This is a genomic window from Kitasatospora sp. NBC_01300 (assembly GCF_041435235.1).
Classification (GTDB): Bacteria; Actinomycetota; Actinomycetes; order Streptomycetales; family Streptomycetaceae; genus Kitasatospora.
On record NZ_CP108408.1, the window covers coordinates 432,310 to 453,372 of the forward strand.

The window sequence follows — 21,063 nt, forward strand, 5'->3', positions numbered from 1 at the left end:
CACCATGCGTATCGTCCTGCTGCACATGCCCTGGGGCGCGATCGACGTGCCGTCGCTGGCGCTCGGGATCATGCACACCGCCGCCGCACGCGCCGACCACCAGGTCGAAGTGCGGTACGCCAACCTGGACTTCGTGGACTGGGCCGCCGAGACCGCGGGTTTCGGCGTGGACGACTACCAGTACTTCTCCGAGAAGTCCTACTTCCAGGGCGCGGGCGACTGGGCGTTCGCCGGCGCGCTGTACGGTGACGACGGCCCGGCCCCCGCCCGCATCGACGCCGGCGTCGAGGGCGACGGCGACGACAGCGACAGCAGCGACATCGACGACTGCGACGGCGAGTTCGCGGCCTACTTCGAGTACCTGGCCACCAGCGGTGCGAGCGAGCAGGAGATCGCACTGACCCGGGCCACCCGCGCGATCGCCCCCGCGTTCATCGCCCGACTGGTCGACGAACTCGCCGCCGACCCACCGGACCTGGTCGGCTTCACCACCACCTTCCAGCAGAACACGGCGAGCCTCGCCGCCGCGAAGCTGCTCAAGCAGCGGTGCCCGCAGGTGCGCACGGTGTTCGGCGGCGCGAACTGCGACGGCCCGCAGGGCGCCGCGCTGCACCGCAACTTCCCCTTCCTGGACTACGTGGTGCGCGGCGAGGGCGAGGCCGCCTTCCCGGCACTCCTGGAAGGCGGCGACCTCTCCGCCGTCCCCGGGCTGTGCTGGCGGGACGACTCCGGGAAGTCGACGGCCAACGAGATGACGAGGCGCCCGCTGCCGCCCGCGGCGATCCTGGCGCCCCGCTACGACGGCTTCTACGAGCGGCTCGACGCCTCCGTCGCGGCCGGCTGGGTCGATCCCAAGCTGGTCGTCGAAGGCTCCCGGGGCTGCTGGTGGGGCGAGAAGCACCACTGCACCTTCTGCGGGCTCAACGGCTCCTCGATGGAGTTCCGCTCCAAGCCGCCGACCGACTTCCTCGCCGAGGTGCTCACGCTCGCCGAGCGCCACCAGCTGTTGGACGTCTACGTCGTCGACAACATCCTGGACATGGGCTACTTCGACACCGTCCTCAAGTCGCTCGCCGAGCTCCCGGTGGATCTGCGGCTGCACTTCGAGATCAAGGCCAACCTGCGCCGCCACCAGTTCCAGCTGCTCGGCGACTCGGGCGCGGCCCAGGTGCAGCCCGGCATCGAGAGCCTGAGCACCCGGGTCCTGCGGATCATGGACAAGGGGGTGACGGGCTGCCAGAACGTCCGTGCGCTGCGGGACGCGCAGAGCGCCGGAGTGTCGGTGAGCTGGAACTACCTCTACGGCTTCCCGGGCGAGCAGCCGGCCGACTACGAGTCGGTGATCCGCCAACTGCCCGTGCTGCACCACCTGGACCCGCCGACCGGAGCGGGCCGGATCGCGATCGAGCGGTTCAGCCCGTACTTCGACCGCCCCGAGCTGGGCTTCGCGATCACCCGGCCGGCCTTCCAGTACGGCGCGACCTACCGCCTTCCGCAGAGCGAACTGGCCGAACTGGCCTACGTGTTCAGCGCGCCGCCGCGCGGGATCGGCGGCGACCTCGCGGAGCGGCTGAGCACGGCGGTGGACACCTGGATCGCGCGGTTCCCCGACAGCCGGCTCAGCTACCGGGACGCGGGCGGGCGGATCGTGCTCGTCAACACCCGCCCCGGGTACGACTGGCGGGTGGTCGAGCTGACCGATCCGGTGGAGCTCGCCGCCTTCCGGCTGCTGAACCAGCCCCGCTCGACCGCCGCGCTGGCCGCCAAGGTGCCCGGCGGCGCGGCGGCGGTCGAGCCGGTGCTGGAGCGCTTCACCGCGCTGGGTCTGCTGTTCCACGACGGGGACGGTTTCCTCCAGGTCGCCGTCGAGTCCGACAACCAGGTGCTGATGCGGATGCAGCACCGGCACGGCCCCGCCGCCGCCAGCCCCCGCGCCGAGGAGGTGCTCGATGCCGTCACGATCGGCTGAACGGACCGATGCCGGAAGGGCCGTTGCGGGGAGGACCGATGCGGGAAGGACCGATGCCGCCTCCTGGCGCGCGGCCGGCCCGGAGGTCGAGCTCTGGCTCGACTACGACCCCGCCGCCCGGGAGTTGCCGGGCTTCGCGCTCGGCCACCGCACCCTGTCCGGCCCGGCGGAGGCGGAGGTCACCGAACTGCACCGCGCCGGGGTGCGCTGCCTGCGGCTGACCGAGCCGGTGCGGCTCTGCGCGGACGCGCCGGCGGCCTCCGCGCGGGCACTGATGCTGCTGCGCGAGGCGACCGGGCAGGGGCTGGCCGTGCTCTGGCAGGCCGACTGCACGGACGGCTGCGCGGCGCAGCGCCGCTTCCACCACCTGTACCCGCCCGAGCAGTTGACCGGCGGTCCCCAGGACGTCGTCGCCGACTGGCGCGCCACGTACTACCCGAGCAAGTGCGTCTTCCGACGCGGCCCCGGCTTCGTCGAGGTGCGCGACCGCCGGTTCGGGACGCTGGAGCTGTTCACCATCGACGAGCCGGACCACCTGACGCAGGTCGAGGCGCTGGCCGAGGGCGTCGAGGTCGGCCGGCTGCCGGATGCCGTCCACCGGGACTTCGCCGCGGCCGGCCTGATCGCCGAACAGGCCGGCCGCGCCTGGTTCCTGCCCATGCGGGTGCGCCGCTGGCCCTTCCCGTCGCTGACCGTGTAGTTGCCGGAGTTCGAGCCCGAGGAGTGATCCATGACCACCGCGGTCGACGACGCCGCCGCGCGGATGTCCGCCTTCATCCGCGACCCCTACCCCACGCTCGCCCGGATCCGGGAGGCCGGCGCGGTCTCCGTCGTGGAGTTCGGCGAGGGCCTGCCGGTCTACCTGGTGACGCGCTACCAGGACGTCCGGGCCGCGCTGATGGACCCGTGCTTCGGGCAGGACGTCCGCCGCAGCCAGGCCATCGCGAGCGGGCGTGGCTCCGGCCTGACGCTCGGTTCGGAGGTGGTCCACATGCTCAACAGCGACCCGCCGGACCACACCCGGCTGCGCCGGCTGATCCAGGGCGTCTTCACCCGTCGGCGGGTCGACCTGATGCGACCGCTGGTCGAGCGCATCGCGGGCGGCCTGTTGGACGGGCTGCGCGGGCGGGAGACCGCCGACCTGGTCACGGACTTCGCCTTCCCGCTGCCGATCATGATCATCTGTGAGCTGCTGGGCTTCCCCCCGGAGGACATGCAGGCCTTCCGCACCTGGTCGACGGCGATCCTCACCCAGGGCGGCGACATGACCTTCGACCAGGCCACCGCCGAACTGAACGACTACCTGCGCGAGTTGATGACGGCCCGGCGGGCGTCGCCGAGCGCGGACATCCTGACCGACCTGGTGCAGGCCTGTGACGCCGGTGAACTCACCGAGCGGGAGGTGTTCTCGATGGTCTTCCTGCTGTTGATCGGCGGCCACGAGACCACCGTCAACCTGCTCGGCACCGCCACCCTGGCGCTGCTCCACCACCCCGACCAGCTCGCCTGGCTGCGCGCCAACCCGGCGGCGATGCCGGTCGCGATCGACGAGTTCCTCCGCTACGAGTCTCCGGTGAGCATGGCAACCCTGCGGTTCACCAACGCCGACGTGATGGTCGACGACGTGGAGATCCCGGCGGACGAGCTGGTGCTGCTCTCGCTCGGCGCGGCCAACCGGGACCCGGCCCGCTTCACCGATCCCGACCGGCTGATCCTGGACCGGGGCGATCCGGGCCACCTGGCCTTCGGGCAGGGCCTGCACCGGTGCCTCGGCTCCTTCCTCGGCAAGCTGGAGAGCGAGGTCGCGCTGACCGGCCTGCTGGAGCGCTTCGCGCGGATCGAGCTGGCCGCCGCGGAGGAGACCCTGCCCTGGCGCAACACGATCATGCTGCGCGGCCTGGAGTCGCTGCCGGTCTCGCTCGATGGCTAGCGGCGCGGGAGCGAACGACACGGGGACGGGCGGCGCGGGGACGGGCAGGGCGGGGACGGGCGGCACGGAAACAGACAGCGCGGGGACGGGCGGCGCGCGAGCAGGCGGCGCGGCGGGGCTGTTGCGGTTCCGCCCCCGGATCAGCGTCGCACCCCTGCGCGCGCGGGGCTTCCGGCTGCTGGTGATCGGGCAGGGCACCTCGGAGTTCGGCAACGCGTTCCAGGTGGTCGCCCTGCCGCTGCTGGTCTACTCCCTCGCCGGAGGCGCCCGCCAGCTGAGCCTGGTGGTCGCCGCCTACGGCGCGGGACGGCTGGCCGCCACCCCGCTCGGCGGGATGCTCGCCGACCGGTTCGGCGCCCGCCGGGTGATGCTGGCCGCCGACCTCGGCCGGCTGCTCGCCACCGCCGGACTGTGCGCGATCGCCGCCGGAGGGGCGGCGAACTTCTGGCTGATCGGCGGGCTCGCACTGCTGGTCGGCATCGGAGCGGGGGTGTTCCTGCCGGCCGCCTGGGCGATCACCCCGACCCTGCTGCCCGCCGAGGACCTGCACGCGGGCAACGCACTGAACAGTACGGTCACCTTCGGCGCCGGTCTGCTCGGTCCGGCGCTGGCCGGCCCGCTGGTCGTCTGGCTCAGTCCGGCCGCCGCACTGGGCCTGGACGCGGCCACCTTCGCCGTGTCGGCGGCCACGCTGCTGCTGATCGGTCGCGGCAGCCCCGTCGCACCCGCCGGCCCGATCTCCGAACGTGCCTCCGTGCCGAAGAACTTCCGAGGCCTGCTGCGGGAGTCGCCGTTGCTGCGCGCGGTGCTGACGGTGACGGTGATCGCGAACCTGACGGTGGGCGGCGCCACCCGCGTCGCCCTGCCGACCCTGGCCACCCACGGCTTCGGCGCCGGTGCCGTCGGGCTGGGCCTGCTGCTGGCCGCGTTCACCGGCGGCGCGCTGGTCGGCGGCCTGTTCGCGGCCGGCCTCACCGAGGTGCGCTCGCGGGGCCGCACGGCGATGCTCTCCGGTCTGGTGATGGGTGCGGCGATCGGCCTGGTGCCGTTCACCGGCCTGGTCGGCGCCGTGCTGCTGCTCTGCCTGGCCGGTGGCGCCAGCACGGTGACCAACGTCCTGATCGTCACCGGCGTGCAGAAGAGCACCCCGCCCGCCCTGCTGGCCCGGGTCATGGCGGCCGTCACCTTCTGCGCGCTGGGGGTCTTCCCGATCTCGGTGATCGCGGCCGGCGCGGCGGTGGACGCCTTCGGGAGCCGGGGGGTGTTCGCGACGACCGGGCTCTGCCTGACGGGCGCGTTCGGGTACGCGCTGACCAGGCGTGAGATCCGCGAGCTGTGAGCGCCCGGCCGACCGCCGGGCCCACCCCCCGCCGCTGGAAGGCGGGAGGCGGGCCCGGGCGGCAGGCCCGTCGTCAGCGCAGGGTCGCGGTGACGACCGTCGCGTCCAGGTCCTCGCACCAGGCGTCGGCGGCGTCGAGGCCGGCCGCGCGGGCGACGGCCAGGGCCGTCGGGGTCTGCCGTTCGCTGGTCTCGAACAGCAGCGACCCGCCCGGGGCCAGCCAGTGCGGCGCCTCGGCGACCACCCGGCGCAGCACGTCCAGGCCGTCGGCGCCGCCGTCCAGCGCCGGCCGGGCCTCGTGCAGCCGGGCCTCCGTCGGCAGCAGCGCGATGTCGGCGCTGGGGACGTACGGGACGTTGGCGAGCAGGACGTCGATCCGGCCGCGCAGGGCGGCGGGCAGCGCGACGAACAGGTCGCCCTCGAAGACCGGGGCCCCGGGCCCGGTGAGGTTGCGGCGGGCGCAGCGGACGGCGACCGGGTCGACGTCGGCCGCGTAGAGCTCGACCGGGTGCGCGGCGGCGGCCGCCACGGCGGCGCCGAGGGCGCCGCTGCCGCAGCAGAGGTCGACGACCACGGCGCCCGGGCCGGTGAGCTCGGTGGCCGTGGCGGCCAGGAACTCGCTGCGGCGGCGCGGCACGAACACGCCCGGGTCGACGGCGATCCGCAGCCCGGCGAACTCGGCCCAGCCGACGACGTGCTCCAGCGGCCGGCCCTCGGCCCGGGCCCGGACCATCACGGCCAGGTCGGCCGGGGTGGCGGCGGCGGAGAGCAGGACCCGCGCCTCGTCCTCGGCGAACACGCAACCGGCGGCACGCAGCCGGGCGACGACCGAGGAACGGAGAGCTGCGGAGGCAAAAACCGACAAGATGACCCCTTGGGGGAATCGGGAGGAGGACGAACGACTCCGTCAGGGCTCCCGCAAGGGCCGGCACCGCACCGACGCGTCCGCGCTACGCGCGCGACGCGCCCGCACGGCCGCGCTCCGGGAGCACCCGCTCGGACATACCGGTAATGGGGCTCACCTCCTTGAGTCGCGGTCGTACACGGCGTCGGCCACCCTACCGCACCCTCGGCGCGGGCGATCAACTGGTCCTCCGGGCCCAGGTCCTGTCCCGCTGTCCGACCTGTTGGCCGACCTGTTGGCCGACCTGTTGGCCGACCTGTTGGCCGACCTGTTGGCCGACCTGGGCCGGCCTAGCCGAGCTGCTCGGCGACCAGGGCGGCGAACTCCTCCGGGGTCATGACGGGCACTCCGAGCTCCTCCGCCTTGGCACGCTTCGAGCCGGCCTTCTCGCCCGCGACGAGGAGGGTGGTGCGCTTGGACACCGAGGAGGAGGCCTTGCCGCCGGCGCGTTCGATCAGCTCGTTCATCGCGTTGCGGGAGAGCTCGGCGAGGGCCCCGGTCATGCTGCCGGTGACGACCACGCTCTGACCGGCCAGCGGGCCCGCCTCGGTGTCGTCCACGGCCGCCGCGCCGCCGTCCGCGGCCCGGGCGGCGGGAGCCGTCGGCGCGGTCACCGCCATGCCGACGCCCTGCGCCAGGAGCCGGTCCAACAGCGGTGCCACATCGGCGAGTTCGGCGACGATCACGGCGGCCTTCTCGACCCCGATGCCGTCCACACCGGCCAGCGCCTCGGCGTCGGCGGCGCGGATCGCGGCCATGCTGCCGAAGTGCGCGGCGAGTCGGCGGGACATCGTCCGGCCGGTGCCGCGGATGCCGAGGGCGCAGAACACCCGGTTCAGCGGGCGGCTGCGGGCGGTCCCGATGGCGGCGAGCAGGTTGTCGGCGCTGGTGTCGCCCATCCGCTCCAGGGTGAGCAGCTGCTCCCGGGTGAGGGTGAACAGGTCGGCGAGGTCACCGACCAGCCCGGCCTCGACCAGCTGGACGGCGCGGGTGCCGCCGAGGCCCTCGATGTCGAGCTGGTCGCGCCCGGCCGCGTAGATCACCGAGGCGACCGCCTGGCAGGCCCGGCCGCGCACGCAGCGCCAGCGCTGCTCGGAGGTGTCGATGGCGTCGCCGCAGCGCGGGCAGACCTCGGGGAAGGCGATCGGCTGCTCGGCGCCGGTGCGCTGGTCGACCAAAGGCGCCTCGACCCGCGGGATCACGTCGCCGGCCCGGTAGACGAACACCTGGTCGCCGATCATCAGCCCGCGGCGCCCGATGTCGGCCGGGTTGTGCAGGGTCGCGTAGGTGACGGTGACGCCGTCGATCACCACCGGTTCGAGGACGGCCCGGGGCGCGATGATCCCGGTGCGGCCGACGTTCCACTCGACGCCGAGCAGCCGGGTGACCTTGTGCTGCGCCGCCAGCTTGCGGGCCACCGCCCAGCGCGGCGCGCGGGAGCCCGAGCCGGCCGCCTCCTGGTCGGCCACCGCGTCCGCCTTCACCACCACGCCGTCGATCCCGAAGGGCAGCGCCGCGCGCAGGCCGGCGATCTCGTCGATCCGCTGCTGTGCCTCGGCGAGGGTCGCGCAGCGGTGCGGCGCGGCGTCGGTGCTGGCGGCGGTGTTGGCGCCGAGGACGGCCAGCCGGGCGAGCAGGTCGGCGTGGTCGAGGCCGGGCAGGCCGAGGGCGTCGTAGGCGAAGAAGGTGAGCTCGACGCGGTAGGCGCGGTCCTTGGCGCGCAGGGTGCCGGCCGCGCCGCTGCGCGGGTGCGCGAACGGGGTGGCGCCGTGCGCGGTGCGGACGGCGTTGGCCTGCTCGAACTGCTCGTGGGTGAGCAGCACCTCACCGCGCAGCTCGACGTCGACCGGTTCGGCGAGCCGGGCGGGCAGGCCGAGCACGGCGTCGGCGGCGGCGGTGATGTCCTCCCCCGCCAGGCCGTCGCCCCTGGTCAGCACCTGGGTGAGCCGGCCGGCCCGGTAGCGGGCGGCCACGGCGAGGCCGTCCAGTTTCGGTTCGACGCACCAGGCGGCGACCGGCCGGCCGAGCCGGCGCTCCAGGCCGGCCGCCCAGGACTCCAGTTCCTCGGCCGAGAAGACGTTGTCGAGGGAGAGCATCGGGGCGCTGTGCGGGACGTCGCCGACCGCCGCGCCGCCGGCCACCTTGCCGGTGGGCGACTCGGGCAGCGCCTCGTCCGGGTGCTCGTGCTCGTAGGCCTCGATCGCCCGCACCAGGGCGTCGTACTCGTCGTCGCCGAGCGGGGCGGAGCCGTCGGCGTAGTACGCGGCGGCGGCCCGTACGGCGGCGGCGACGGCGTCGGCGTAGGCCTGCGGGGAGGCCAGGGCGGCGGGAGGGGCCAGGGTGGCTGCGTCCTTCATACCGCCATCATGGCGAGCCGCACTGACATTCGGCCCGTTCGAACGCGGCTCGCACGGGCCGCGCCCGGGGGGTGCGGCCCGCACCGGCCAGGGGCGTCGACCAGGGCCGTCGGCGAGGGCGCCGGCCAGGGTCGTCGGTGAGGGTGCCGGTCGGGACCGCCGGCCCGGTCAGTCGGGCTGGGGCCGGGTGCGCCGGGCGTAGGCGCGGGCTGCGCGGGCGCGGTCGCCGCAGCGGGTGGAGCACCAGTGGCGCCGGCCGTGCCGGAGCAGGTACCGGGTGCACGGGGTGGAGCCGCAGGCGGTGAGGCGGGCGGCTTCGGGCCCGGTGAGCAGGTCGGCGGCGTCGGCGGCGAGGGTGGCCAGGGCGTGGTCGACGATCTCGGTGGTGGGGTGGGGGGCCGCGCGGTAGGGGCCGCTGCCGTCGTCCCATCGCAGCAGCCGGGCCGTGGGCAGGCGGGTCAGGGCGTCGTTGACGGCGGCCAGCGCGGAGGAGGGCGCGGGCAGCTCCGCGACGCGGGCGGCGAACAGCGTCCTGACCTGTTCGCGCATCGAGCGCACCTGCGCCGTGCACATCTCCTGAAGGCCCACGTCGGCCGGGGCGAGGCCGCGCTCCAGGAGCCACCGGCCGGCGGCGGCCGGCGTGCCGAGGCGGTCGAGGACGTGTCCGCCGGGCAGCGCGACGGCGCTGTTGACCAGGGCGAGCGAGGGGTACTGCTGCTCGCCCGGCGCGGGTGGCACGGCGGTCTCGTCGGTGGCGGTGTCCGCGGCGTCCGTCATGAGTCTCATGGTAGCGCTTGCGCTCATCCGTGAGAACCGGCTAGCTTTTCTCACGGATAAACCGCTCTCAACCGTGAGGTGTGCTTCACCATGGCTTCTTCCGACACGACCGTCGAGCAGTTCCCCGTCCGTCTCTTCGGCGGCCCGACCGCCCTCTTCGAGTACGGAGGCCTGCGCTTCCTCACCGACCCGACCTTCGACGGCCCGGGCGACTACCAGCGGCCGGGCGGCCCGCTCCTCACCAAGACCGCGCCCTCCTCCGGGAGCCCCGCCGACGCCGGCCGCGTCGACGTCGTCCTGCTCTCCCACGACGAGCACCCCGACAACCTCGACCACTCCGGCCGGGCCCTGCTGGCCGACGTCCCGCTCACCCTCACCACCCCCGGCGGCGGCCTGCGCCTCGGCGGCACGGCCCGGGGACTGGCCGACTGGGAGTCGGTCACACTGGACCGCCCCGGCGGCGGCACCGTCACCGTGACCGGCGTGCCCGCCCTCCACGGGCCCGGGGCCCGCGAGGAGGTGGAGGCCGCCACGGGCCAGGTCGTCGGCTTCGTCCTGACCGGGGACGGACTGCCCACCGTCTACGTCAGCGGGGACAACGCCTCCCTCCCCGTCGTCGGGGAGATCGCCGAACGCTTCGCCCCCGTGGACACCGCGATCCTCTTCGCCGGGGCTCCCCGCTTCGCCGCCCTCTTCGACGGAGCGCCCATCGTCCTGGACAGCGCCCAGGCCGCCGAGGCCGCCGCGATCCTCGACGCCCGCCGGGTCGTCCCCGTCCACCACGACAGCTGGGCCCACTTCACCGAGGATCGCGACGACCTGGTGGCCGCCTTCGCGGCCGCCGGCCTGGCGGAGCGCCTCCACACGGCGTGACCGGCCAGGGGCGGGGCGCGCCGCACGAGGCGCCCCGCCCGTCCGCCGCCGAACCGCCTGCTCAGCCCGGCAGCGACGTCAGCGGCCTGGTCCGGTAGGCGCCGGAGGAGCCCGGGGGGACGAGGCAGGGCAGCAGCCACTCCCACAGGGCACCGACCCGGCGGGCGCGCTCCTCCCCCGGGCAGCCGTCGCCGAAGACGACCTCCAGCCCGCAGGCGGCCGCCACCACCAGGGTCTCCGGGCCGGGATCGCCCGAGCGGTCGCGCAGCTCGCCGGCGCGCCGGGCACCGGTCAGCAACTCCCGGACGACACCGGCCCAGACGCCGTGGAAGCCCCGCACGCCCGCGACCGACGCGCCGGGGGCGGACGTGGCGGGCGCGAACGCGGCGGTCCTCGACTGCCAGCCGCCCTCCCGGCCGAGGCGGAACGCCGCCCGGACCACCGCGTCCGACCCCAGGGCGTCGACCAGCCAGTAGCCCACGTCGATCAGCGTCTGCAGGGGGGAGGAGGTGGCCCGCAGACCGCCACAGGCACCCCGCAGCGAGCGCTCGGCCCGCTGGAACACCGCCTGCGCCAGCTCCTCCTTGGACGCGAAGTGGAAGTAGAGCGCACCCTTCGTCACTCCCGCGGCGCCGGCGATCTCGCCGAGCGTGGCCCCCGCGTAGCCGCAGCGGTCGAACAGCACCGCCCCCGCCTCGACCAGCCGTCCGCGCGTCCGTTCCGACCTCTCCTGCACCACCCGACCCACACCCCTCACAACGACGAGCACGTTCCGACCACGCACGAGCAGCGCCCCGGCAGCGGCGGGGCCTGCCGCGCGTCCTCAGCCGACCCGGGTGAACCGGGCCACGGACCCCTCCGGCGAAGCGGTCCCGGCCGCCTCGCGCTCCGAACGCTCGGGCCGCTCCGGGCCCGCCAGCAGGATGGAGCGCTGGAGCCGGCGCAGTCCGGTGGACGGCTCCATGCCCAACTCCCGTACCAGGGTGTTGCGCAGGCGCTGGTAGGCCTCCAGGGCCTCGCCCCGGCGGCCGGAGCGGTGCAGGGCGATCATGTACTGGCCGTGCAGGCTCTCGTGGGTGCGGTAGCGGTCGACCAGGACGGTGAGTTCGGCGAGCAGGACGCGGTGGCGGCCCAGCCGCAGGTCGGCCTCGATCCGCTGGTCCAGCGCGCAGAGCCGGGTCTCCTCCAACCGCTTGGCCTCGACGGCGAGTTGGCCGCCCGCCGGGACGTCGGCGAAGGCCAGACCACGCCACAGGCCGAGCGCCTCGCCGAGCATCCGGGCGGCCAGCGGGTGGTCGTCGCCGTCCATCGCCCGGTAGCCCATGCCGGCCAGGCGCTCGAACTCCCGGACGTCCGTCAACCCGCCGCCGCTGTTCAGCATGTAGCCGCCCGGCGAGGTCACCAGCACGTCCTTGGCGCAGGAGACCCCTGCCGCCGGGGCGACCTGCCCGAGCGCCCGGTCGATCATGTCGCGCAGTTGCAGCACGTATGTCTGCACCGTCGTGCGCGCACTGCGCGGCGGGCGGCCCGACCACAGCTCCTCGGCCAGCACCCCGGCCGACACGACCTGGTCGGCCCGCAGCGCCAGCAGCCCCAGCACCTGCCGCGGTTTCGGTGCCGATGGCACCACCGACACCCCGCACACCCGGACGTCCAACGCCCCGAGCACCCGAATTTCCACGATGACCACCCCAATCACACGGAACGCCGCAGGCCGATCCGCCGCGGCCGGCACCCGGGTCGACACCCCTAGGGCGACTGTCACCAGTCAAAAACAGGACGCGCGGTTTGTCAATACAAAACCGAACGTGCTGTTTGTTTCTTGGGATGAGCGACCCTCCTCGGACAGACGGGCGTGGCGGCCACCCTCCGCCACGAACCGGCCACCACGTGCAGCGGAGCGCGGGCAAACCGAAGGCGGCGTCGGACCCCCGTGGATCCCGCGCCGCCACCAATTCGCCCGCACTCCGCGCCCACCGCCGGTCGGCCGGCCGCCGGGCCGACCACCACCCGGACGCCCCCGCGAGCAGGGGGCCACCGAGCCCTGGTCAACTCCACACCAGCCGAAGCGACTTCCGGCCGGCGCCGGACCGTCAGCCCACACCGACCTCGTCCGCGACCGCGACCGTCCGGGCCGCCGACCGCGCCCCGCCCTGTGCCCCGCCCTGCGACCCGGCGCCCTCCGCCGCCGCACGGGCGGCCGCCACCTCGGCGACCACCTGGGCGCCGCGGTCCGGGCCCATCTGCAGCGAGCCGAGCACACCCGGCACCGCGATGCTCGGCATCAGGTGCTGGAACAACCCGGCGGCCCGCCGCTCCAAGTCCGCGCGCCCGGAGAGCTTCTGTGACTGGATCTGCACACCCGTCCACGCCGCCGTGACCAGCCACGCGGTGTCGGCCGGGACGACGTGCGGCAGCAGTTCGCCCCGCTCGCCGGCCGCGACCAGCAGCGCCTCCAGCCGGCTGATCCAGCCGGGGATCGCGCCGCCGCCGAGGTCGTCGAAGACGTCCTGGCCCAGCGAGAGCCGGGCCCCCGCGCTCAGCAGCGGATCACGTGGCATCAGATACGCCACCACCATCCCGGTGTCCACGAACTCCTGGAGTTTGCAGACCCGTTCGGGCACACCGTCCTGGACGAACTGCTCCTCGACGACGCCCTGGGCCAGATCCCGCTTGGAGGCGAAATGGAAATACACCGCACCACGCGTCACACCGGCCCGCGCGACCACCTCGCCGATGGTGGCGCCCTCGTAGCCGAACTCGTCGAAGACCGACGCCGCCGCCTCCAGGATCAGCCGACGCGTCCGGACCGCCCGCTCCTGCCGAACCACCGCAACCACCCCACCCAGAGCTCCCGGAAAACAAAACCAAACACCCCGTATCTTAGCTACCGGTGGCCTACGGACGACAAGACGATGTCGGGGAATCGCCTCAAACGCTCCTCCCCTCCCGCCCGCATCCTCCGCATTTTGCCTGCGGGCCGCCGTCCCCTCCCCGGGCGACCGAAAGCGGCACCGCTGCCACACATCACGCATTCGGGGAAAAACCGAACGATCGGTTTCCTAATTCGGACGCCGGGAGGTCGGAACGAGAGGCCGGAACGGGAGGTCGGAAGGCGTCAGGGCAGGACGGCCACCGCCTCCACCTCCACCAGCTGGTCGTGGTAGCCGAGCACCGACACCCCCAGCAGCGTGCTGGGGGCGTCGTGCTCCCCCATGTAGGCGCGGTACACGTTCCACACCGCGACCAGGTCGGCCTGGTCGGCGGAGGCCACGTACACCGTCGTCCGGGCGACGTCGGTCAGCCCGGCACCGGCGTCCTCCAACGCGGTTATCAGGTTCCGCATCACCTGGTGCGCCTGGCCCGCGTAGTCGCCGACGGCGACCGTCCGCCCCTCGGCGTCGAGCGGGCAGGCGCCGGCGAGCCAGAGCGAACGGGCCGGGGCGTCGACCAGGGCCGCGTAGGCGTAGTCGACGGCCGGGGTGAGGCGGGAGCTGCGGATCAACTTGACTGCGCTGTTCAAGGGGCACTCCGAAGGGTCGCGGCCGAACGTTCGCGCCCATCGTTGGCCTCTCCTGAACGACCGTCAAACCATTTACCAGCGCTTTCCCGTCCGTCACGGGCCCGTCGCGTCCACGATTCACCGTTGCGGGTGATGGCGGGCCGACCCGCCCGGCCGGAATCCTGGTGGCCGTCACCCGCGCGCGCCGACGCCGCGCCGACACCAGGAGGTCCCCCATGGAATCCCGACCGCCGTACCGCGACGAGGCCTCCGGGGTCCGCCGGCGCCGGATGCTGGGCCTGGCACTCGGGGCGGGGCTCGTCCCGGCCCTCGCTCCGGTCGCGGCCGCGACCCCGACCCCGACCGCGACATCGACAACCCGGTCGGATACCCCGGTGGTCGCGTCCGGCGCCCTGGGCCGCCGGGTCGCCGAGGTGGCCACCGCCCAGCTCGGCGTGCCGTACGCCTGGGGCGGCGGCGACCGGCTGGGGGCGAGCCTCGGCTTCTGCGACGACGAGAACGGCTACCTGGACGGCGTCTGCATGGGTGAGAGCACGGTCGGCTTCGACTGCAGCGGCCTGTCCCTCTACTGCTGGTACCGGGCCAGCCACGGCACGGTCGAGCTCGGGCACTACACCGTCGCCCAGTTCCACCGCAGCGCCCCGGTGGAGCGTGACGCCCTCGCCCCGGGCGACCTGCTGTTCTTCTCCCGCCCGGACGCGCCGCTGCACCACGTCGGGATCCACGTCGGCGACGGCGCGATGATCCACGCCGAGCGCACCGGGACGCTGGTCGCCCGGGTCGAGCACGTCCTCGACGTCCCGCGCTGGGCCGGCGAGTTCGCCGGGGCCCGCCGCCCCGGGCCGGCCGGCTGAGCGGGCCTCAGCGGCCGCGCCGCTCCCCCGGCCCCTGCTGTGCCTGCTGTGCCTGCTGCCCCTGGTGGACGCGCAGCAGCAGGGCGTGCAGCAGCTGCCGCTCCCGCGCGTCCAGCGGCGCCAGCACCTCGTCCTGTACCGCTCGCGCCCGGGCGTCCAGCTCCGCGAGCAGCGCCCGCCCGGCATCGGTGACCGACACCGAGACCCGCCGCCGGTCCGCCGGGTCGCGGACGCGCTCGACGTACCCGGCGGCGGCCAGCTGGTCGGCGACCTTGGCGAGGTCGCTCGGGTCGATGCCCAGCCGCTGGACCAGGTCCCGCTGGGCGTGCGGCCCGAAGTCGGCGAGCGCGGCCAGCACGGCCATGTCCCAGAGCCGGAGGCCGCGTTCGGCGAGCTGCTCGGCGAGGCGGCCCCGTGCCGTCCGGCCGATCCGGGAGAGCAGGTAGGTGCTGAGGTCGAGCAGCGTCGGCGGCAGGGAGGGAGCGGACAGGGAAGGGGCCGACAGCAGGGGCTCGGGGAGCGGGGGTTCGGGGGCCATGGCGTCAGTCTAGGGTCCGTCCCTATAGTGGGTGCCGACCCACTAATATCCGACCGATCCGACCCGCTGAATCCTCGAGCCCGGGAGCTTCGACCGTGGACGCCCTGTACCCCCGCCTGCTCGTGACCCGTTTCGCCGAGTGCTTCGGGTTCTACCGGGCGGTCCTGCCGCCCCTCACCGGCGCCGCCCTGGTCAAGGGCGGCCCCGACGGCCCCTACGCCAACTGGGACGTCGATGGGCAGGCCGTCCTGGTGCTCTTCGACCGCGCCGCGATGGCCGCCGCCCTGGGCACCACCGGCCTGCCCGAACGCCCGGCCGCCCCCGCCCAGGACGCCACGATGCTGGTCCTCCGGGTGGCCTCCGTGGACGACGCGTTCGCCCTCTGCCTGCGCCACGGCGGCACCCCGGTCGTCGGCCCGACGGACCGGCCCCAGTGGGGCCCGAACCTGCGCAGCGCCCATCTGCGGGACCCGGACGGCCACCTGATCGAGCTCCAGTCCTACTGAGCCGCCCCGCCCGCCCGGCGCGCGGGGTCGTCCGCCCAGAGGTCGGCGCTGCACGCCGCCACCAGCGCGCCGATCCTGGCCCACGCCTCCTCCGCGGGCAGCGGTTCGAGCCGCCGGCCGTCCCGCAGCCGCAGCGCGACCCGGTCGTCCACGACCTCCTTGGCCCCGATCACGGCCTGGTACGGCACCAGGCGCGCCGCCCGGATCCGGGCGCCCAGGCTGCCGTGCTCGGGCCCGGCGACCTCGGCGCGCAACCCGAGGTCGAGGCAGCGCTGCCGGAACCGCTCGGCCTGCGGCAGTTCGCCCTCGGAGACGGGCAGCAGCACCACCTGCGCCGGGGCCAGCCAGGCCGGGAACGCGCCGCCGTACAGCTCGATGAGGTGGGCGACCACCCGTTCCACGCTGCCGATCACGCTGCGGTGGACCATCACCGGCCGGTGTTTCGCGCCGTCCGGGCCGATGTAGTGCAGGCCGAAGCGCTCGGGCTGGTGGAAGTCGATCTGCACGGTGGAGAGGGTGAACTCGCGCCCGGCGCCGTCGGCGATCTGCACGTCGATCTTCGGCCCGTAGAAGGCGGCCTCGCCCTCCGCCGCCTCGAACGGCACGCCGGAGCGTTCCAGCACGTCGGTGAGCAGCGCGGTGGCCCGTTCCCACAGGGCCGGATCCGCCACGTACTTGCCGCCCGCGCCGGGCAGCGAGAGCCGGTAGCGGACCGGTTCGATGCCGAGCGCGCGGTGTGCCGCGCGGATCAGCTCCAGTGCAGCGACGGCTTCGTCGGCGGCCTGTTCCGGGGTGCAGAACACGTGCGCGTCGTTCAGCTGGATCGCCCGGACCCTGGTCAGCCCGCCCAGTACGCCGGACAGTTCGGAGCGGTACATGCCGCCCAACTCGGCCATCCGCAGCGGGAGTTCCCGGTAGCTGTGGGGTCGGGAGCGGTAGATCAGGGCGTGGTGCGGGCAGAGGCTCGGCCGGAGCACCATCTCCTCCGAGCCCAGTTCCATGGGTGGGAACATGTCGTCGCGGTAGTGCGCCCAGTGGCCGGAGATCTCGTACAGCTCGCGCTTGCCGAGCACCGGCGAGTACACGTGGCGGTAGCCGGCCCGCCGCTCGCGCTCGCGGATGAACTCCTCCAGGGTGTGCCGGATCGCGGCGCCGTCGGGCAGCCAGTAGGGCAGGCCGGAGCCCATCAGCGGGTCGGTGTCGAACAGGTCGAGTTCGCGGCCGAGCTTGCGGTGGTCGTGGACGGGGCGGTCGTGCGCGGGGCGGTCGTGCATGGGGTGGTCTCCACTCGGGTCGGCGGGCGAGTGGTCCGGAGAACGGCGAAGCCCCGGGGCACTCGCCCCGGGGCTTCGGACTAGGTCAGCAGTCAGCGCACCGGGACTCTCTCCGGCGTCGTCGTGGCGAGTGCAGCGCGCTTCATGCGATCCACGATAACAGGGCGCCGACCGCCGTGGTGATCTTTATCCGTGGCCGCTCAGAACAGGACGGCGCAGCCGCGCGCGTCGAGCGCGGCGAGCAGCCGCGGCGAGGGGCGTGCCTCGTTCCACCGCAGGTCCAGCTTCTCCAGTGCGGGCAGTTCGGCCAGCCAGTGCGGCAGTTCGGTGATCCGGTTGCCGCGCAGGTCGAGCCGGCGCAGCAGCGGCAGCCCGGCGAGCACCGGCGGGACCTCGGCGAGCGCGTTGTCCCGCAGTTCGAGTTCGCGCAGCGCGGTGAGGCCGCCGAAGGTGTCCGGCAGGGTGGTCAAGCCGTTCCCGCACAACCAGAGTTCACGCAGGGCGGCCAGTTCGCCGAGGCGGTCGGGCAGCGCCGTGAGCCGGTTGCGCTGGGCGCGCAGCTCGACCAGGGCGGTCATCTCGCCGACGGTGGAGGGGAGTTCGGCGATCCGGTTGTCGCCGACGTTGAGGTAGCGCAGCGCGGTGAGGCGGCCGAGCGCGGGCGGCAGCTCGGTCAGCGCGTTGTCGTGCAGGTAGAGGAAGTCGGCGAGCCCGGTCAGCTCGCCCAGTTCGGCGGGCACAGCGGTGAGCCGGTTGTGTCCGAGGTCGAGGGTGCGAAGCCGTCGCAACCTGCCGATCTCGGGCGGCAGTTCGCTCAGGCCGGTCTCGGCGAGGATGAGCACGGTCAGGTCGGTCCGGTCCCACACCTCGGCCGGCACCGCGCCGAGGGGCCGGCGCCAGAGGTTCAGCGTCACGTCTGTCACGCCCGTCATTGTCCCGTCCCCGCGCCCGCTGCCGACGGGCGGTCGTGACGACATGTGAACGGATCTGGCGCCTTCCTTCACTGCTCCGATACGTTCTGGATCACTCAGCGGTCAGCAGCCCCTCCGGGAGTCGTCATCAACGCTCAGCCCGTCCCCGTGCCCCTCACCCTCCCCGCCCTGCTGGACCACCGGGCGGCGCTGCACCCCGACCGGGAGGCGCTGCTGGTGCCGGGCGGCGGCAGCCTCACCTACGGCCGGTGGCGCGAACGGGCGGTGCGGGCCGCACACGGGCTGACCCGGGCCGGGGTACGGCCCGGGGACCGGGTGGCGCTGCTGCTCGACAACCGGGAGTGGGACGCGTACGCCGTGGCGTTCCTGGCCGCGCACTACGCGGGCGCGGCGGGGCTGGTGATCCGCGCGGACCTCTCCGGGGCGGACGTCGAACGGCTCGTCGAAGCCGCCGGGGCGCGCTGGGCGATAGCCGGGAACGGGCCGCGCACCGCGCTGCCCGCCTTCACCCTCGACGACCTGGAGAACAGCGGTGACGGCGAGGGCAGCGGTGACGGCGAGGGCAATGGTGGCAGCGAGAACAGCGCCGCCGAACCGCCGTATCGGGCGGCTCCCGGGGACCTCGCCCAGATCATCGGCACCTCCGGCACCACCGGCACCCCGAAGGGCGTCCGGGCCGCACACGCCAGCCTGACCGCCGGGCTCGTCCTCAACCCCCGCCCCCGCCCGTACGCGCACTCGCGCTACGCGGTGCACGCCTTCCCGATCGGGACCAACGCCGCCCAGGTCGTCCTGGTGAACGCGCTGACCGCGCAGCCGGCCACGATCTGCCTGCCGCGCTTCGACGCGGAGGAGTTCGGCCGGGTGGTCGAGGAGTACGGCGCGGGCACCGTCTTCCTGGTGCCGTCGATGGCGGTGGAACTGCTGAACTCCGGGATCTCCGAGCGCCGGGACCTGAGCAGTGTCCTCCTGGTCAGCTCCTCCGCCGCCGCGCTCCCGCCCGCCGTCGCAGCCGGGCTCTGCGCCGCCCTGCCCAAGGCGACCGTCGTCAACACCTACACCTCCGCCGAGGCCTCCCCCGCCCAGATCTCCGCGATCGTGGACGCCGCCCGCCCCGGCTCGGTCGGCCGCCCCACCGACCCGGCCGACCTGCGGATCCTGGACGAGGCCGGGCGGCCCGTCGCGCCCGGCGGCACCGGCGAGCTCTGGCTGCGCCAGCCGGGCCCGCCCCGGGGGTACGTCGGCGCGGACTCCGACGCCGTGTTCCGCGACGGCTGGGTGCGGATGGGCGACCTGGGCCGGCTGGACCGGGACGGCTACCTCCACCTGGTCGACCGGGAGAGCGACATCGTCAAGTCCGGTGCGCTGAAGGTCTCCACGCTGCGCATCGAGGCGGTGCTGCACGAGCACCCGCAGGTCGCCGACGCGGCCGCGCTCGGGCTGCCGCACCCGGTGATGGGCCAGGTGCCGGTGGCGGCCGTCGTCCCGCTCCCGGGCGGGATCGACCTCGACGGGCTGCGGCTCTTCCTCGGCGAGCGGCTCGCCCGGGCCGAACTGCCCGTACGCCTCCTGGTGACGGACTCGCTGCCGCGCAACCCCAGCGGCAAGGTCGTCAAGCACCGGCTCCGGGCCAGGTTCGAGGAGCCCCTGCCCGCCGCCGGCACCGCACCGGCCACCGCCCGGGAGCGCGCGCTGGCCGAGCTGTGGCGGGGCGTGCTGGGGCGGCCGGTCCGGGCCGTGGAGGAGGAGTTCTTCGCGCTCGGCGGGGACTCCTTCCGGGCCGTCCAGCTGGCCGCCGCGATCTCCGCCGAGTTCGGCGTGGCGGCCGGTACGGCCCTGGTGTTCGAGCGGCCCTCGCTGCGGGCCCAGGCCGCCTGGCTGGAACAGGCGGCGGCCTCGACCGGCTCCGCCGGGCCGGTGGAGCCGGTCGAAGCCGAGACGACGGCGTTCCTGCGCTCGCTGCGCGCCCAGCCGCACGAACTCCCGCTCACCTCGCAGCAGGAGAACTTCCTGCGCTGGATGGCCGAGGCCGAGGGCCGCAACGTCGGCTCGGTGGCGTTGATGTTCCGGGTGTTGGAGGAGCTGCGGACGGACACCCTGGCCGACGCCCTCCACCAGGCGATCCGCCGCCACCCCGCGCTGCGCACCCGGTTCGTCCCGGTGCCGGACGCCGAACCGGGGGTGCTGCGGACCGTGCTCGACGACGAGCCGCGCGCGGACGTGGTGCTGCTGGACGCCCCCGGCGCGAGCGATGCGGAGGTGTCGGCCCGGCTCGTCGCCGAACGCGACCGGCCGACCGACCTGGCCTCGGGGGCGATGACCAGGCTCGCCGTGGTGAGCCGGGGCCCCGGGGACCACGTCGTCATGCTGGCGGTCCACCACATCGTCGCCGACGGCTGGTCGCTGGGCGTGCTGCTGCGCGACCTGGGCGTGCTGTACTCGGCGCTGCGCGGCGGCCGCCCGGCGCCGGCCGCCCGGCCGGGCCCGGCGTACCGGGAGCTGGTGGAGTGGTCGAACGCGCACTGGCCGGCCACCCGGGCGCACTTCGCGACGGCGCTCGCGGGCGCCCCCGCGGCGATCGACCCGTTCCCGGGGCGGCAGGACACCGAGGTGGTGCTGAGCGCCGCCCGGACGCTGGAGGTGCCGGCCGAGCGGGCGGGCGCGCTGCGGGCCCGGGCGGCGGAGCTGGGGGCCACCCCGTTCCTCGCGATGGCGGCGGTGTGGAGCGGGCTGCTGGCCGCCCGCAGCGGGCAGCGGGACTTCGTCCTGATGACCCCGGTGCCCGGCCGCACCAGGCCGGAGGCGGAACGCGCGGTCGGCTGCTTCGTCCAGTCGCTGCTGCTGCGGGTGGACGCCGCCGGAGACCCCGGGTTCGCCGAACTGCTGGACCGCGTCCGCACGGCCGCCACCACCGCGCTGGACCACCAGCTGTACCCCTTCGCCGAGTTCAGCCCGCTGGTCCCGTTCGCCGCCTGGCTGCGGTACGAGAGCTGGAGCGCCCCGGCGCAGCTGCCCGGGGTGGCGTGCGCCGCGTGGGAGCTGCCGCGCAACGCCACCGTGCCGTACCCGCTGCCCGGCGGCGACCGGCACGTGCCGGAGCTCGCCGTCACCGAGCAGCCGGACGGCTCGCTGCGCTGCTGGCTGCGGTACAACGAGCACGCCTTCACGGCCGAGGCGGTGGACGCGCTGGCCGCGGACCTCGCCGCCGCGCTGGCGGGCGCCGCCGGGGTGTGAACCGGGGCCCCCGCCCCCGCGTTGGGGGCGGGGGCGGGGGGTGCCGCCGGCGG

General features: G+C 74.6%; 18 protein-coding genes. 8 read left to right on the forward strand and 10 right to left on the reverse strand.

Annotated elements, in window-relative coordinates; all coding sequences use genetic code 11:
• The first annotated feature begins 4 nt into the window (after nt 1–4).
• The 4 genes from OG556_RS01995 to OG556_RS02010 all read left to right on the forward strand — a co-directional run bounded on the left by OG556_RS01995 (nt 5) and on the right by OG556_RS02010 (nt 5,238).
• Complete coding sequence (locus OG556_RS01995; RefSeq protein ID WP_371515539.1) at nt 5–1,969, forward strand: RiPP maturation radical SAM C-methyltransferase; 1,965 nt, start codon at nt 5–7, stop codon at nt 1,967–1,969.
• Entirely contained in the window at nt 1,950–2,669 is a 720-nt protein-coding gene (locus tag OG556_RS02000; RefSeq protein ID WP_371515540.1) for a DUF5825 family protein, read from the forward strand. Before OG556_RS01995 ends, OG556_RS02000 begins: the two co-directional genes overlap by 20 nt.
• A 30-nt stretch (nt 2,670–2,699) precedes the next feature.
• Nucleotides 2,700–3,899: a cytochrome P450 gene (locus OG556_RS02005; protein ID WP_371515541.1), complete on the forward strand. Its 1,200-nt coding sequence runs from the start codon at nt 2,700–2,702 to the stop codon at nt 3,897–3,899.
• A gap of 121 nt (nt 3,900–4,020) precedes the next feature.
• Nucleotides 4,021–5,238, forward strand: a complete 1,218-nt coding sequence (locus OG556_RS02010) for an MFS transporter (RefSeq protein ID WP_371515542.1) — start codon at nt 4,021–4,023, stop codon at nt 5,236–5,238.
• 73 nt (nt 5,239–5,311) lie between these two features.
• On the opposite strand, the gene OG556_RS02015 is transcribed toward OG556_RS02010, so the two are convergent.
• From OG556_RS02015 to OG556_RS02025, 3 genes are all read right to left on the reverse strand, one after another.
• Nucleotides 5,312–6,103, reverse strand: a complete 792-nt coding sequence (locus tag OG556_RS02015) for a putative protein N(5)-glutamine methyltransferase (RefSeq protein WP_371515543.1) — start codon at nt 6,101–6,103, stop codon at nt 5,312–5,314.
• Nucleotides 6,104–6,432: 329 nt separating this feature from the next.
• Nucleotides 6,433–8,499: an NAD-dependent DNA ligase LigA gene (gene ligA / locus OG556_RS02020; RefSeq protein WP_371515544.1), complete on the reverse strand. Its 2,067-nt coding sequence runs from the start codon at nt 8,497–8,499 to the stop codon at nt 6,433–6,435.
• A gap of 168 nt (nt 8,500–8,667) precedes the next feature.
• Nucleotides 8,668–9,285 (reverse strand): ABATE domain-containing protein, encoded by a 618-nt coding sequence (locus OG556_RS02025; protein WP_371515545.1) that lies wholly within the window; start codon nt 9,283–9,285, stop codon nt 8,668–8,670.
• An 81-nt stretch (nt 9,286–9,366) separates the two neighbouring features.
• Between OG556_RS02025 and OG556_RS02030 the strand changes: the two genes are divergently transcribed.
• A complete protein-coding gene (locus tag OG556_RS02030; RefSeq protein ID WP_371515546.1) occupies nt 9,367–10,149 on the forward strand; it encodes an MBL fold metallo-hydrolase in 783 nt (260 codons plus the stop codon).
• 61 nt (nt 10,150–10,210) lie between these two features.
• Here OG556_RS02030 and OG556_RS02035 read toward each other — a convergent pair whose 3' ends face one another.
• The 4 genes from OG556_RS02035 to OG556_RS02050 all read right to left on the reverse strand — a co-directional run bounded on the left by OG556_RS02035 (nt 10,211) and on the right by OG556_RS02050 (nt 13,672).
• The gene (locus tag OG556_RS02035; RefSeq protein ID WP_371515547.1) at nt 10,211–10,888 is read right to left on the reverse strand and encodes a ScbR family autoregulator-binding transcription factor; all 678 of its coding nucleotides are present in this window, start codon (nt 10,886–10,888) and stop codon (nt 10,211–10,213) included.
• Between the two features lie 84 nt (nt 10,889–10,972).
• A complete protein-coding gene (locus OG556_RS02040) occupies nt 10,973–11,830 on the reverse strand; it encodes a BTAD domain-containing putative transcriptional regulator (protein WP_371515548.1) in 858 nt (285 codons plus the stop codon).
• 412 nt (nt 11,831–12,242) lie between these two features.
• The gene (locus tag OG556_RS02045; RefSeq protein WP_371515549.1) at nt 12,243–12,980 is read right to left on the reverse strand and encodes a ScbR family autoregulator-binding transcription factor; all 738 of its coding nucleotides are present in this window, start codon (nt 12,978–12,980) and stop codon (nt 12,243–12,245) included.
• A gap of 287 nt (nt 12,981–13,267) precedes the next feature.
• Nucleotides 13,268–13,672: a RidA family protein gene (locus OG556_RS02050; protein ID WP_371515550.1), complete on the reverse strand. Its 405-nt coding sequence runs from the start codon at nt 13,670–13,672 to the stop codon at nt 13,268–13,270.
• A gap of 215 nt (nt 13,673–13,887) precedes the next feature.
• On the opposite strand from OG556_RS02050, the gene OG556_RS02055 reads away from it, so the two are divergent.
• Nucleotides 13,888–14,526: a C40 family peptidase gene (locus OG556_RS02055; RefSeq protein WP_371515551.1), complete on the forward strand. Its 639-nt coding sequence runs from the start codon at nt 13,888–13,890 to the stop codon at nt 14,524–14,526.
• Between the two features lie 7 nt (nt 14,527–14,533).
• Here OG556_RS02055 and OG556_RS02060 read toward each other — a convergent pair whose 3' ends face one another.
• Nucleotides 14,534–15,064 (reverse strand): MarR family winged helix-turn-helix transcriptional regulator, encoded by a 531-nt coding sequence (locus OG556_RS02060; protein ID WP_371515552.1) that lies wholly within the window; start codon nt 15,062–15,064, stop codon nt 14,534–14,536.
• A 95-nt stretch (nt 15,065–15,159) separates the two neighbouring features.
• On the opposite strand from OG556_RS02060, the gene OG556_RS02065 reads away from it, so the two are divergent.
• The gene (locus tag OG556_RS02065; RefSeq protein WP_371515553.1) at nt 15,160–15,570 is read left to right on the forward strand and encodes a VOC family protein; all 411 of its coding nucleotides are present in this window, start codon (nt 15,160–15,162) and stop codon (nt 15,568–15,570) included.
• Here OG556_RS02065 and thrS read toward each other — a convergent pair.
• Nucleotides 15,564–16,844, reverse strand: a complete 1,281-nt coding sequence (gene thrS, locus OG556_RS02070; RefSeq protein WP_371515554.1) for a threonine--tRNA ligase — start codon at nt 16,842–16,844, stop codon at nt 15,564–15,566. The genes OG556_RS02065 and thrS overlap by 7 nt on opposite strands.
• A 200-nt stretch (nt 16,845–17,044) precedes the next feature.
• Complete coding sequence (locus OG556_RS02075; protein WP_371515555.1) at nt 17,045–17,767, reverse strand: leucine-rich repeat domain-containing protein; 723 nt, start codon at nt 17,765–17,767, stop codon at nt 17,045–17,047.
• A gap of 156 nt (nt 17,768–17,923) precedes the next feature.
• On the opposite strand from OG556_RS02075, the gene OG556_RS02080 reads away from it, so the two are divergent.
• The gene (locus OG556_RS02080) at nt 17,924–21,010 is read left to right on the forward strand and encodes an AMP-binding protein (RefSeq protein ID WP_371515556.1); all 3,087 of its coding nucleotides are present in this window, start codon (nt 17,924–17,926) and stop codon (nt 21,008–21,010) included.
• The last annotated feature ends 53 nt before the right edge of the window (nt 21,011–21,063 follow it).